At 58.5% G+C, this 14,057-nt stretch carries 10 protein-coding genes and 1 pseudogene; 3 read left to right on the forward strand and 8 right to left on the reverse strand.

All coding sequences use genetic code 11. From position 1 onward, the window contains the following. Positions 1 to 270: pseudogene (locus ACR1XY_RS06470) on the reverse strand (hypothetical protein); the annotation flags it as partial. A gap of 163 nt (positions 271 to 433) precedes the next feature. Between ACR1XY_RS06470 and ACR1XY_RS06475 the strand changes: the two are divergent. Together ACR1XY_RS06475 and ACR1XY_RS06480 are read left to right on the forward strand one after the other, a co-directional pair. Continuing rightward, positions 434 to 790 (forward strand): hypothetical protein, encoded by a 357-nt coding sequence (locus ACR1XY_RS06475; RefSeq protein WP_480591093.1) that lies wholly within the window; start codon positions 434 to 436, stop codon positions 788 to 790. Positions 791 to 1,497: 707 nt separating this feature from the next. Next, complete coding sequence (locus ACR1XY_RS06480) at positions 1,498 to 2,172, forward strand: GntR family transcriptional regulator (protein WP_480591095.1); 675 nt, start codon at positions 1,498 to 1,500, stop codon at positions 2,170 to 2,172. 6 nt (positions 2,173 to 2,178) lie between these two features. On the opposite strand, the gene ACR1XY_RS06485 is transcribed toward ACR1XY_RS06480, so the two are convergent. From ACR1XY_RS06485 to ACR1XY_RS06515, 7 genes are all read right to left on the reverse strand, one after another. Further along, positions 2,179 to 3,135 (reverse strand): ABC transporter ATP-binding protein, encoded by a 957-nt coding sequence (locus tag ACR1XY_RS06485; protein ID WP_480591097.1) that lies wholly within the window; start codon positions 3,133 to 3,135, stop codon positions 2,179 to 2,181. Then, a complete protein-coding gene (locus ACR1XY_RS06490; protein WP_480591098.1) occupies positions 3,132 to 4,109 on the reverse strand; it encodes an ABC transporter ATP-binding protein in 978 nt (325 codons plus the stop codon). Before ACR1XY_RS06490 ends, ACR1XY_RS06485 begins: the two co-directional genes overlap by 4 nt. 4 nt (positions 4,110 to 4,113) lie before the next feature. Further along, positions 4,114 to 5,016 carry an ABC transporter permease subunit gene (locus tag ACR1XY_RS06495; protein WP_480591099.1) on the reverse strand — a complete coding sequence of 301 codons (903 nt, stop codon included), beginning with the start codon at positions 5,014 to 5,016 and terminating at the stop codon, positions 4,114 to 4,116. Continuing rightward, positions 5,016 to 6,023 carry an ABC transporter permease subunit gene (locus tag ACR1XY_RS06500; protein WP_480591101.1) on the reverse strand — a complete coding sequence of 336 codons (1,008 nt, stop codon included), beginning with the start codon at positions 6,021 to 6,023 and terminating at the stop codon, positions 5,016 to 5,018. The genes ACR1XY_RS06495 and ACR1XY_RS06500 overlap by 1 nt, the downstream gene beginning before the upstream one ends. Beyond that, entirely contained in the window at positions 6,023 to 7,117 is a 1,095-nt protein-coding gene (locus ACR1XY_RS06505) for a M24 family metallopeptidase (protein WP_480591103.1), read from the reverse strand. Before ACR1XY_RS06505 ends, ACR1XY_RS06500 begins: the two co-directional genes overlap by 1 nt. Before the next feature lie 68 nt (positions 7,118 to 7,185). Beyond that, positions 7,186 to 8,769, reverse strand: coding sequence for an ABC transporter substrate-binding protein (locus tag ACR1XY_RS06510; RefSeq protein WP_480591105.1), 1,584 nt, complete (start codon positions 8,767 to 8,769; stop codon positions 7,186 to 7,188). Between the two features lie 327 nt (positions 8,770 to 9,096). After that, entirely contained in the window at positions 9,097 to 10,017 is a 921-nt protein-coding gene (locus ACR1XY_RS06515; RefSeq protein WP_480591107.1) for a LysR family transcriptional regulator, read from the reverse strand. A 340-nt stretch (positions 10,018 to 10,357) separates the two neighbouring features. Here ACR1XY_RS06515 and ACR1XY_RS06520 point away from each other — a divergent pair, with 340 nt between their 5' ends. Next, positions 10,358 to 14,011: a beta strand repeat-containing protein gene (locus tag ACR1XY_RS06520; RefSeq protein ID WP_480591109.1), complete on the forward strand. Its 3,654-nt coding sequence runs from the start codon at positions 10,358 to 10,360 to the stop codon at positions 14,009 to 14,011. The last annotated feature ends 46 nt before the right edge of the window (positions 14,012 to 14,057 follow it).

The following is a 14,057-nucleotide window of genomic DNA, read 5'->3' on the forward strand; positions in this document are numbered from 1 at the left end:
ATAGAGGATTTCCGCGCCTTCTTCCTCGGCCATGTAGACGCGTTTCTCGAACAGCTCTGCCGCCTTGTCGTGGATCACACAGCCCAGTTCGCCCAGATAACGATCAAACATCGCGTAGAAATCCAACGCGCCTTGCTGTTCGGGCGCGAATTTGTGCTGAATATAGTCGGTGGTCGACAAATACATCACATCGGGCTTGAACTCTTTCAACAGCTTGACGCCCGCAGCAAAGACAAACTCAGACAATTCAGCCGAATAGACCTCGGGCACGCACATGCCTGCCCAGGTAAATCGCGATGGCGGAAACTTCGGGCTCAGGTTGGACCCGCACGTTGGTGGTGATAGGGGTGTGCAAAACCATGTTGTGGTTTTTGGTTAAGGCGCTGCCTCGCGTCAGAGTTGGGTTCGGTCAGGCCACTTTCGGGCGTGAGGAATGCATCGCCTTCTTCGCAGCGGGAATGGTGTCTTTCGTTCCGGCATAACTTCGGCCTCGCTCTGCGGCGAAGACTTCATCGATTATGACCGCGCGCTGACCCACGGAAGCGGCGTATTCTGCGAACCAGGTGGCAATGTCGAGCCTGGTCAGGAGTTCGTTCAACGTATCAGCCCCGGCCGCAAGATTGGGTCCGAAAGTCTCGTGCAATGCGTCTTGACGAAAATCGCCGAGGTCATCCATGGACCGCAAAATTACGGACAGGGCGATCGAGCACGCGAAGCCGTGCTGCACACCCACCCCAGCGTGATGAGAAAGGACAGGTTTTGCGCGATAGCGTTCTTGTTGCTGGAGTAGGCCAGACCAGAGCTCAGCGACGTTCGGGCTATCCGGGTGCGCTGCTGCAGGTTGCTTGGATCGCGCAGCAACGCGTGCAGCGTGTCCAACCCGTTGACCAATATCAGCCCCTGAGATTGTTCACCATAGGTGCGGGATCGATCACTGCCGTTTCCGGGTAGAGATCGGGTCGGGCCAGCGAGAGCTTTTTGTTGGTCTCTGGCTGCCAGGCCGTGCCCGGCAGGTGAACTCACTTCCGGTACCGGCAGTTGTGGGAATGGCGATGATCGGGGTCGTGGCCAGCCTCGGCCCCCGTATTGGTTTCCAGATATCAGGCGGCTTTGCTGAAATCTCCTGCGGTACTTCGTTGAAGTTCCCGGTGTCGAACAGGGTTTAGACCGGTTCGGAATATGTCCGCATCAGGCGCCTCAAGCCAATATAGAGGATTCGCTGCATTGGGCGCGATCTCCTGAGAATACCTCCATCTGTCGAATAGATTGTTATGATCTCAGTCAATGAGCGAGACTAAACTTGTCTGTGCCGATTTTCGTGATTTACCTTCCTGAAACGAGTTTGGAGAAAGGATGTGACACGGGAAAAAAACCCTGTTGATCATGCTGCCGGATGCGGTGCGTCACTTGACAGCAATCGTCGCGTGTAAGGGACTTGGAAATCCACCACTCATTTTGTATTTTGGATACAAGTTTCCTGCACCCGAGACCGACCGAATGCCCAGATCCCGCGCGATTCCCCGACAAAGCCTGCCCGAAGTCATCACCAACGATCTGCGCGAGCGGATTTTGAGCGGTGAAATGGCCGAGGGCGAGACCATCCGGCAAGAAGCTCTTGCCGAGGACTACGACGTCTCGCGTATGCCGATTCGCGAGGCGCTGAAGCGGCTGGATGCCGAAGGTCTTGTACAATTGACCAACAATCGCGGAGCATCGGTCACCAAGCATTCGCTTTCGGAAATCGGAGAGATCTTCGACCTGCGCGTGCTGCTGGAAGTGGACCTGTTCCAACGTGCCATCCCGCAGATGACCGAGACCGATTTCATCGAATGCGACCGTATTCTGGACGAGATGGAAAAGTCCTACGACGCCTATGATGTGGGCCGGTGGGGCAGTCTCAACAACGATTACCACATGGCGCTTTATGCAGCTGCGGGGCGGGGTTTGAGCAATGAAATTCTGCAGCGGGTCAATGTGCAATCCGACCGCTATGTCCGGATGCACCTGAGCGTCATGGAGCAGCGTGAACCAGCCAAGAAAGACCATCGGGAACTGTTGTCACTGGCGCGCGACGGCCGGGTTGAGGACGCCTGTGCCCTGCTGACCCGGCATATTGGGCGCACCAAGGACCAGTTGCTGGAAATGGTCATTGCCACGCGAAAAGGCGAATAAGTCCGATCAACCCAAAGGATGCAGACAGGCCACCTGATGGGCCTCACCGCTTAGTTCGGGTGGAGCCGCGCGGCACTCCTCGGTTGCCAGCCAGCACCGTTGCGCAAAGGCACAGCCCTGGGGGACGTTCATCGGTGAAGGCAGTTCTCCTTCCAGCTTGATCCGCTCTTTCCGCGCTTCGGGATCGGCGCGCGGGGTCGTGGAAAGCAACGCCTTGGAATAAGGGTGCCGGGGGGCTGCGAACAGCTGTTCCTTGGGCGCCTTTTCAACGGCCCGGCCCAGATACATGACGATCACGTCATCTGCGAAATGCTTAACCACCGACAGATCATGTGAGATGAACAGATAGGCGAGGTTCAGGCGTTCCTGCAACTCGACCAGCAGGTTCAGAATTTGCGATTGGATCGAGACATCCAGCGCCGAGACGGGCTCGTCCAGAACCAGTACCTTGGGGTTCAACATCAGCGCCCGCGCGATAGCAATCCTCTGTCGCTGTCCGCCCGAGAACATGTGCGGATAGCGGTCGTAATGCTCAGGGCGCAAGCCGACAAGGTCAATCATTTCACGTGCGCGTGCCTCGCGGTCGGTGGCGGACATGTCAGGGCGGTTGATGATCAGCGGTTCCTGCAGAATCTGGCCGATCCGCTGGCGTGGATTGAGCGAGCCATAAGGGTCCTGAAATACAATCTGCACCGTATCGCGCATCTGCGCCCATTTCGATGGGGTGATGTCGACGCCATCGATAGTCAGGCTGCCCGAGGTCGGCTCCTCGATCATCGTCACAACGCGCGCGAGTGTGGATTTTCCGCACCCGGATTCACCGACGATGGCCAGCGTTTTGCCGGGTTGCAGGTCGAAATCCACGCCGGACAGGGCCTTGACTGTCGCCGGTTTCGACAGCAACCCGCCCTTGACGACGTAATGCCGGGCCAAGGCGCTGGCTTGAACGATAGGTGCGGTCATGCCACTTCTCCGGCAGTTATCTTCTCGACATAGTGGCAACGGGCTTTGCCAAACTCCGCGCTGTGCGGCGTTGGCGGCAAAGACCGGCAGAGGTCGTCCGCATACTGGCATCTGGGGCTGAACAGGCACCCTTTGGGCCGGTCGAACTGACCGGGCACCACGCCGGGAATGGTGGGCAGCATTTTCGATGTCGCCCGTTCTGGCAATGCGCTGAGCAGTGCAGACGTATAAGGGTGGCGCGGGGTGCGGAACAGGTCTTGGACCGGCTGTTCTTCGACCTTCTGGCCCGCATATTGCACCTGCACCCGTTCGGCTGTTTCGGCGACGACGCCCATATCGTGGGTGATCAACACCAGACCCATGCCCTGCTCATCCCTCAGCCGAACCAGCAGGTCCAGAATCTGCGCCTGAATGGTCACGTCCAGCGCCGTTGTCGGCTCATCCGCGATCAGCAGCTTGGGTTTACACGCAATCGCCATGGCGATCATCACCCGCTGATTCATCCCGCCCGACATCTGGTGCGGGAAGGTGTTCAGACGACTTTCCGGGGCCGGGATGCCGACCTGATCGAACAGCTCGATGGCGCGCTGATGGCGGTCCTTGCGGTTCAGCCCCAGATGGATACGCAGGGCTTCCTTGATCTGGAAACCGACCGTGAAACAGGGGTTCAGCGACGACATCGGTTCCTGAAAGATCATGGCGATGTCTTTGCCGATGATCTTGCGGCGGTCACGGGCGGAGATTTTGGTCAGGTCGATGCCCTCGAAGCTCAGCTGATCGGCGGTAATCGTTGCCGTCCAGGGCAACAGGCCCATCAGCGCCAACATAGACACGGACTTGCCCGAGCCGCTTTCGCCAACGATGGCCATCAACTCGCCCTTGTCGACGGACAGGTCGACGCCGTCCACGGCGCGGAACTTGCCCGAAGCGGTGGCGAATTCGACGGTGAGGTTTCGGATATCCAACAGGCTCATGTCGTCAGCTCCGCTTCAGTTTCGGGTCCAGCGCATCGCGCAGACCGTCGCCCATCAGGTTGATGGCGAGCACTGTGATCAGGATGGCGAGGCCGGGGAAGGTGACCACCCACCAGGCGCGCAGAATGAATTCACGCGCTTCGGCCAGCATGGTGCCCCATTCCGGTGTGGGCGGCTGCGCGCCCATGCCCAGAAAGCCAAGGGCGGCGGCGTCCAGAATGGCGGTTGAGAAGGACAAGGCCGCCTGTACGATGATTGGAGCCAGACAGTTGGGCAATACCGTCTTGAACATCAGCCGGGCCTTGCTTGCGCCTGCCACGCGGGCCGAGGTGACATAGTCTTTTTGCCGTTCCGACAGTACCGAAGCACGGGTCAGTCGCACGTAATGGGGCTGAAACACGATGGCGATGGCGATCATCGCATTGGTCAGCGACGGGCCGAGGATGGCCACCAGTACCAGCGCCAGCAGCAGTGACGGGAAGGACAGGATGATGTCCATCACCCGCATGATCATTGTATCAACCCATTTCGGAGCGAAGCCGGACAGCAGCCCGATGATCACACCGCCTGTCACGGCCACACAGACCACAACGATGCCGACAAAGAAGGAATACCGCGAACCCATGATCAGGCGCGACAGCATATCCCGGCCGAGCGGATCGGTGCCTAGCGGGAAGGCCCAGCTGCCGCCCTCCTGCCACGCTGGGGGCTGCAGGATGTGATTGCGGAACTGCTCGGTCGGGTCATAGGGCGCCAACAGGGGCGCGAAGGCGGCACAGAAGACAAAGGCCAGGAAGACCCACAGCCCGAACACCGCACCGCGGTTTTCACTGAAGTAATACCAGAACTCACGCAGGGCGCTGGGGCGGTTTTCGGTTTTTGGCGCGTTTGCGGACAGTTCAGCCATTACCGCCTCCGGATTTTTGGGTTGATGATGCCATAGAGGACATCGACCAGCAGGTTCACCAGCATTACGATCACGGCGATCATCAGCAGGCCGCCCTGCACCACCGGGTAGTCACGGCGGAATATGCTGTCGACCATCCACTTTCCGATGCCGGGCCAGCTAAAGATCGTCTCGGTCAGGATCGCGCCCGCGAGCAGGGTGCCGACGGACAGGCCAATCACCGTGATCACCGGGATCAGAGCGTTGCGCAGCGCATGCAATCCGTTGATCCGTGAAGGCGAAAGACCTTTGGCGCGGGCGGTGCGAATGTAGTCCTCGCCCAGCACCTCCAACATGGCCGAGCGTGTCTGACGGGCGATCACCGCAAGTGGGATGGTGCCCAGAACGATGGTCGGCAGGATCAGGTGTCGAACGGCCGATCCGAACGCCCCTGACTGACCTGACAAGAGGCTGTCGATCAGCATGAAACCAGTGACGCTTGGGAAGTAGTACAGCAGGTCGATCCTACCAGAGACAGGCGTCCAGCCCAGATTGCCTGAAAACACGATGATCAGAAGCAGCGCCCACCAGAAAATCGGCATCGAATATCCGACCAGCGCTGAGGACATCAGCGCCCGATCGAAGAATTTGCCCCGGTTCACGGCGGCGATCACGCCCGCTGGCAGACCCAGAGCCACCGCAAAGATCATTGCACAGATCGACAATTCCAATGTTGCGGGGAACAGGGCAAAGAACTCATCCCAGACCGGTTTCTTGGTCACAAAGCTTTCGCCCAGATCGCCGTGCATGACACCGACCAGATAATCCCAGTATTGCTGCAGGACCGGTTTGTCGAAGCCCAGCTTCTCGACCATTTCCTGATAGCGTTCCTCGGTCATGCCGCGTTCGCCGGCCATGACGATGATGGGATCGCCCGGCAGGACCCGGATGAACATGAAGGAAATCAGCGTTACGCCCAGAAATGTCGGAACGAACATGCCAAGGCGTGTGAGTAAGTAGCCAAACATCAGCGACCTATGATTGTGAGATCTTTGGGAAAGCTGGTCAGAGACCGGCAGCCATCCTCGGTAACAAGCACGTCATCTTCTATGCGAATGCCGAAATTGTCCAGTTCATAAAGCCCCGGCTCATTGGTCCAGACCATCCCGGGCAAAATTTTCTGGTCATTTCCGCGCATGATATACGGCGCCTCGTGCACGTCGCGACCCAACCCGTGACCCGTCTTGGTGCGGATGCGGTCAGCATAGGGCGAGGCTTCAAGAACGCTGATCACTGCGTCGTCGATATCGTGGGCGGTGACGCCGGGGCGGCAGGCTTCGAATCCCGCAAGGTTGGCTCGCAGAACGGTGTCGTAGACGTCCCTGCCCTCGTCCGAGACCTCTTCGACAAAAAAGGTGCGGGTGATATCGGCGGCAAATCCATGTTTGCGGGCGCCAAAGTCAAACAGCAATGCGTCACCCGGCTTGATCTGGTAATCCGCGCGCGCCTTGCCGTGGGGCCGCGCTGAATTGTCCCCGGCCGCAACGATCGGCGCAAAGGCCAGCGAGGCCGCGCCTTCGGCAAACAGGGCCTGAACAAGGGCCTGCTCGATTTGAATTTCGGTCTGACCGACGCGCACATCCTCGATTACACGGGCCAATGCACGTTCCGAGATATCAATCGCCGCCTGCATTGCCGCCACGTCGTCTTCGGTTTTGCAGATCCGCAGACCCGAAATCTCACGCTCGGCATCGACAATCCGCAGGTTCGGCAGAGCGTTGGTGAACGCCTTGGAGACAAAAACCCGCATCACCTGTCCTTCAACGGCCAGTGATGTCAGCGGCATTTGCTTGGCCAGCGCAGCAAACGCATCGTCATAGCCGGTCTGGTCGTACCAGTCGAAAACGGCGCCTTCGAATCCGACGAGTTTCCACGAGCCCAGCTCAAGATTGGGCACAACCGCGGCCGGAGCGCCTTCGGCCGGGATTACGACCACAAAGGGTCGCTCGTGGCTCATGAAGGGTTTTCCCAAAGCGCGGGTAAAATTCGGACCGGGCACAAGCGCCACGGCATCTACTGACATGTCCTTTGCCAGTTGTCGGTACTCGGACAAATCCGGCATTGGCGCCGACCTCCAGAATAAAAGAAACCGGAGCCGCCGATTGGGCGGCTCCGGTCAGTGAGTGTGATTTACTCGACGCTTACACCATAGAAGATGTGGCCGCCCAGCGGGTGCACCTTGTAGCCTTGCACTTCGTTGCGCATCGGCATGAAGACAACCGAGTGTGCGATGGTCGCCCAAGGCGCCTGCTCCTTGAAGATCGCCTGGGCGTCCTCATAAAGCTTGGTACGCTCGGCCTGATCGGTGGTCTGCTTGGCCTGCAGGATCAGATCTTCAAACGGCTGGTGGCACCATTGTGCACGGTTCGACGCTTCGCGGCCGTCACAGCCCAGCAACACGGCCAGGAAGTTGTCTGGATCGCCGTTGTCACCGGTCCAGCCCAGCAGAACAGCGCCATCGCGGTTTAGCTCTTTCGAGCGCGACAGGTATTCGCCCCATTCATAGGAGACGATTTCAACGTCCACGCCGACTTTGGCGAAATCCGCCTGGATCAGTTCGGCCATGCGGCGGGCGTTCGGGTTATACGGACGTTGCACCGGCATCGCCCAGACCTTCATCGACAGATCGGAAACGCCTTCGGCCTCCAGCATCGCCTTGGCCGCTTCCGGATCATAGGCGTCGTCGGTGATCGCATCGTTATAGCCCCACATGGTCGGCGGGATCGGGTTTTTGGCAACCTGGCCCGAACCCTGGAACACGACGTCGATGATAGCGTTCTTGTCGATCGCCATGTTGAGCGCCTTGCGGACGTTCGGATTGTCGAACGGCTCCATCGTGGTGTTGTAAGCCAGGTATCCGACGTTCAGGCCCTCTTGCTCCATCATGTTGATGTCAGCGTCATCCTTCATCGCCTGAATGTCAGCGGGGTTCGGATAGGGCATGATATGGCATTCGCCGGCCTTCAGCTTTTGATAGCGCACCGAAGCGTCCGGAGTGATCGCAAAGATCAGGTTTTCAACTGCCGCCGGGTCTTTCCAGTAGTCAGCGTTCTGCGCATAGCGGATCACCGCGTCTTTCTGATAGGCCACGAACGAGAACGGACCGGTGCCGATCGGCGCGGTGTTCAGCTTTTCAGGCGTGCCCGCTTCCATCATCGCATCCGCGTATTCCGCAGACAGGATTGAGGCGAAGTCCATCGCCATGTTGGCGACAAAAGGTGCCTCGGGCTTGGTCAGGGTGAATTTCACGGTGTAGTCGTCGACCTTCTCGATGGACTCGACCAGTTCCGGCATGCCCATGCCCTTGAAATATTCCCATGTACCGCCCGAGACCTGATTGTAGGGGTGGCCCTCGTCTTTCTGACGCATGAACGAGAAGATCACGTCATCGGCGTTGAAGTCACGGGTCGGGGCAAATTCATCGTTCGAATGGAACTTGACGCCTTGACGCAGCTTGAAGGTATATTCCAGACCGTCATCGCTGGCCTCGACGCTTTCGGCCAGACCGGGGATCACGTTGGTCGTACCAGTTTCAAACTCGAGCAAGCGGTTGTAGATTGGGTGCGACGAGGCATCAAAGGTCGTACCAGCGGTAAACAGCGCCGGGTCGAAGCCTTCGGGCGAGCCTTCCGAGCAATAGACCAGCGTATTCGCTTGTGCCGCGGCAGCCGACAGGGCGATCGCAGCAGTTGCGGCCATTAGTTTCAGTTTCATGTGGGTCTCCCAGAAATAGTTTTTTTCAGACATTCGCGTTGCTCTTTGTGGCCAGAGCATTCTTGGACGACTCTGTTCGCCGCGAAATCTCTGCCCAATGTATCCAAAATACAAAATCCATTGTCAACTGACTTGCATGCATAGCCGCGGCCAGTTGGCAAACCTGTAGGATACACCAACACGTTCGACCTTTTGGATCGGACGGGCAAGAGGATTTTATAATGGTATGGCCGCACTCTATTGCCGGAAAAAAGGAGCGTATGAGAGTCAGGTTTTGAGGTGCCAGCTTCCGTCTACCATAGCGCTCGTACGACTTTTGGTTTGAGATCAGCCCGAAAAGGTTGGCGTGACACCGACCGGTGGATTCTCATTGATAAAGTCGCCGATGCGGTCCAGTAGTGGTCGGCGCGGACAGCCGGGGCGTGTCACCGCCCCGAGGTTGCGCAGGTTGCCGGGCGCGTCAAATGGCACAAAGCACAGGGGCCACCCGTCGCGCCTGAACTGTTCGGCCGCCAGCGCAGAGACAATAGTGCAATCGTCCGAGTGGCAAATATGCCGACAGATCGTTTCGAACCGCAAGGCGCTCAGGTCGAACCGTTTGCTGACCCGGTGCGCGGGGTCCGATTTAGGCAGGCGGTTTTCCAGTTCATAGCCGAAGCTGTGCGGCAACCGGATAAAATCATGGGCAGGCACATCCCCGGGCGCGATGGACGGCAAATGGCACAGCGGGTGTCCTTCGCGGACGGCCAGAAACAGGGGCTCGGTCCAGATAGAGGTGAAATCAAGCGCTGCCTCGGTGTTAACCTTGGCTACCAGCGCCACATCAAGCGTGTGATCTTCGACCATTCGCAGCATGTTTTGCGGCAGGTCTTCAACCATCGTGACCCGCATGTTGGGAAACAGTGTGCTGAACAGCTCCGAGAAATACTGCGTTAGATATGGGGCCAGGGTCGGGGTCATACCCACTTTGAACGGAACGGCCTCGGGGTCACGGAACTGGGTCGCGGTATCCCGGATGTTTTGAGCGTCTTTCAGGATGCGTTCGGCGATTGCGATCACACGGGTGCCGCAGGCGGTCGGACGCACCTCGTGGTTGAGGCGCAGAAACAGGTCAGTTCCCAATTCCTTTTCAAGCTTTTTGACCTGATTGGACAATGCGGGTTGCGATACATTGCAGGCCACGGCTGCCTGGCTGAACTGGCCGTGTCTGGCGATGGCTAGGACATATTCCAAGTCTCTAAAGTTCATGACCGCAAACCAATTGCGTGCTTTCCAACCGCACGGGGGACGCTCTTTAGATACCTCAACACAGGCTTCGATGCAGGAAAACGGCATCACAATCACTGACAAAACCGTCACCCTGCGCCACTGAATAGTGCCGACTGAGTCCCGAGATACGTCTAACTTATTGAAATTACTTGTCACGCAACCGCCGCACATCACGGCGGGCGTGACTATTTGCATAGGTTATACGTCCAATTCGCAGGATGAATTTTAGCTGACCAACGGTGGCGACTACCCCTTTGCTACGTGGAACGCCCAGACCAGCGGGCGGGCCGCAAAATGCAAACCCATGATGGAGTCCCCCATGTTATCCCAATTCATTGAAGGCTTACGCGCCCGTCTCTTGACCACGTCTACCCTGGCGCAAGAGACATCCCGCGATGGCCAATCCCTGATCAACAACTTCTTTCAAAGCACCGTGGTCGATGACACTCCGGCTTTTGTTCTGGCAAACGACTTCTCGCGCCTGCTGAACTTTGGTGAAATCGTCACCAATAACGCGGTCGCGGCTGTTTTGGCGCAAGGTCAGGATGTCGATGTCTTCAACTTCCGCTCGGGCCGGATTGAGGCCAACAACGGACCCGATGCGCTAGCTACCGGAGTACAGGTCACCGGCAGCGCCTCGGTCCGCAACTTCGGTGAGATTGCGGGTGACTTCAACGGTGTGCAGTTCGCAGGTGCAGGCAGTTCGGGCAATCTCGATAACTTCCGCGGTGGCGTGATCAGTTCGGATAGCCGCGCGGTCGACATTCAGGGCCAAGGCATTGATGTGCGAAACTTTGGTGAAATCATCGGCACCGGCGATCAGCGCAACGGCACGATCTATACCAACAGCACCGCCGAAGATGTTTCGATCTCGAACTTCACGGGCGGCACCATTGATGCGGGTGAAGACAACCAGGGCGCCGGTATTTCGCTGCAGGTCGGCGATGAGGTCGGTGACCGCGTTGAAACCGATGTGTTCAACGGTTTTGGAGCAACCATTCAGGGCCGCGGTCAGGCTGCGTCGAACACCGCGCTGGCCGGTGATGGCATCCGCATCGACGATGGCGCTGAAGGCACGATTCTGGAAACCGAGATCGTCAACAGCGGCTTGATTTCAACCGAAAGCAATCAGGGCACCGCCGCCGGTATCCGCATCGCGGATGGTGCAAACACCGAAGGCGAAATCCTGAACACTTCGACCGGTGTGATCGAAGGTCCGCGCAACGGTCTGTATATCGGCAACGGCGAACATGATCTGCACGTCCTGAACTTTGGTACCATCCAGTCGGGCAGCCGGGCGGTGAATATCGATGGCTCGGGCGTTGTCCTGGTCAATGGCGGTGACATTCTGGGCATCGGTGATCAGCGCAACGGGACTGTCTATGCAGACGACACGGCGCGCAACTACTCGATCAACAACATTTCGACAGGCACGATCGATGCAGGCGAGCACAATAATGGTGCTGGTATCTCTCTGTCGCTGGCCGAAGGCGGTAATGGCGAGATCGAGATCACCAACGATGGCACCATCGCCGGGCGCGGAAACGCGGGCGCCGGTCTGGGCACGGCCGGAGACGGTCTCCGGTTGGAAGGAGCGCGTCAGGAAGGTGGCGGCTTTGGCCCGGCCCTGTTCACGGGAACCGTTACCAACACCGGCACCGTGTCCTCCGAAGGCGCGAATAACACCGTTGGTGCGTTCCGAGCTGTAAACGGCGTCGATTTTCAGGGCCAGTTGGTCAACGAGAAAACCGGCCTGTTCGCAGGTGTTCAGAACGGTGTGTATTTCGGCACCGGTGATCACGCAGGCGGGTCCTTCGTCAATCGCGGCACCGTGACCTCGGACAGCCGCGCGCTGAATATAGACGGTGACGGGCTTGAGGTTGTGAACGAAGGCGACATCCTCGGCACAGGTAATCAGCGCAATGGCACCGTCTATGCCGATGGCACCGCTGACAATTACAGCTTCACCAACACCGGCCTCGTCGATGCTGGCGAAGGCAACAATGGTTCGGCCGTCTCGCTGCAAACTGGCGACACCTCGGGTGATGTGGTTTCGGCAGTTGTCGTCAACGAAGGTACGCTGCAAGGGCGCGGCAACGCGGTCGAAGGCAATCAGGTCGGAGACGGTCTGCGCCTGTTCACCAATCAGGATGATGCCTCGTTTGCGGGAGTGGTCGTCAACGAAGGATTGATCGCGGGTTCCGAAGACTCGGACGCCGCCGCAGGTATTCGCGTGGATGGCGGTTTGAACCTTCTGGGAGCAATCCTGAACGATGGTGAGATCCGCGGTACGGTCAACGCGATCGACGCATCGGACGCCGGCGAAGTGACCATCGTCAATGACGACGAAGGCGTGATCAACGGCAACGTTCTGTTGGGCGGCGGCGATGACATCTTTGTCGACCTGGGCGTCACAAATGGCGATATTGCCGGTGGCGCGGGGGATGACGTGCTGATCTCAGGCGATGCCGACAATGTTCTGACCGGTGGTTTGGGCAATGACTTCATCGACGGGGGCGACGGTATCGACACAGCCGATTTCTCGGATTTGGATGTTGCGGTCGAGGTCTCTCTGGACGCCAACGGCAACGGCACCGCAACCCGTGACACTGGTTTTACCGTTTCGGTCACCGATGCAGTTGTCGATGACCCCGACCAGTTCGGCTCGAACATCCCGGACCCGTCGTGGTTTGTTGAGGAAGCCATCCTGGGCAACTTGTATTACAACATCCATACCTCGGACTTTCCCGGTGGGGAAATCCGCGGACAGTTGCTGGTTGACAACGTTGTGACCGAGAGCGGCATCCGGACAGTCACACTCAGCGGTGGTCTGGACGCGGCGCAAGAGCCGGGCCCGCTGTCGGACAGCGAAGCCACGGGTCAGGCTACGGTCGTCATCACTCAGAACCTGAACACGGGTGTTGTCACCTATTCCAGCGAACTGAGCGTTGTTGGTCTGAACGAAGCCGACCTGAATACGCCGATCCCGGGTGTTGTCTCGGCCATTCACCTGCACAATGCACCTGCCGGTCAAAATGGCGCGGTAGTGCAGGACACGCTGGTGGACGCAGGCGCCACACTGAATACCCAAGCCACAGGAGGCACCGGTGTCGTCGGCCAGGACGTCATCGACAATCAGATTGAAGTCGACGTTCTGCGCTCGATCGAGCGGGTTGTCGGTTCGGATGACAGCGACACGATCGATGTGTCCGGGTTTGACGGCGTGACAATTGACCTGGACCTGAGCGGTCCCGCGCCGAACCCGACCGGCAATGGCGATGAAGGCCCGCAGGACGGTGCCGTTATCGTCAACGGCCAGATCGTCGCCGAAGTCGATAATTTCGAAAACGTTGTCGGTTCCAGCGGGGATGACCTGATCCTGGGCAACAACGAGTTCAACGTGCTCGACGGCGGTGCTGGGAATGACGCCATCCACTCGTTTGGTGGGGCTGACGTCATTATCGGTGGCGAAGGCATCGACACAGCGCTGTTCACCGCAGGGCCAGGCGTTGTTCTGGACCTTGATGAAGAGGGCAACGGTGTCGCCACGGTAAACGCACCGGAAGGGGCCACGTTGGATCAGGTGTTTGGGTTCGAAAACATCAACGGTTCGAACAACGCGGGCAGCCCGAATGGCGGCAACGACATCCTGTCGGGTAACTCAGGGACCAACACGCTGAACGGTCAGGCCGGTGACGACGTGCTGAACGGTGAAGGTGGCGACGATATCCTGATCGGTGGCGCGGGACAGGACACGTTCGTCTTCGCGGGCATCTTCGGCGACGACGTTGTTCAGGACTTCGAGATTGGCATCGACCAGCTGCAATTCGGTGATTTCGGTCCTGACTTCGGCGGCAATGTCAATGTCGCTCAGGATGGCGAAGATGCGCTGATCACCTTTGGTGATGCGGGTTCGGTTCGTCTGGCCGGTGTCAACAGCGCTGACCTGAACGAAGACGACTTCGTCGCATAAGTGATCCCCTGCGGGGCGGCCTTTGGTCGCCCCGCCTGTCAATCCG

The organism is Ruegeria sp. AD11(2025), from assembly GCF_056542405.1.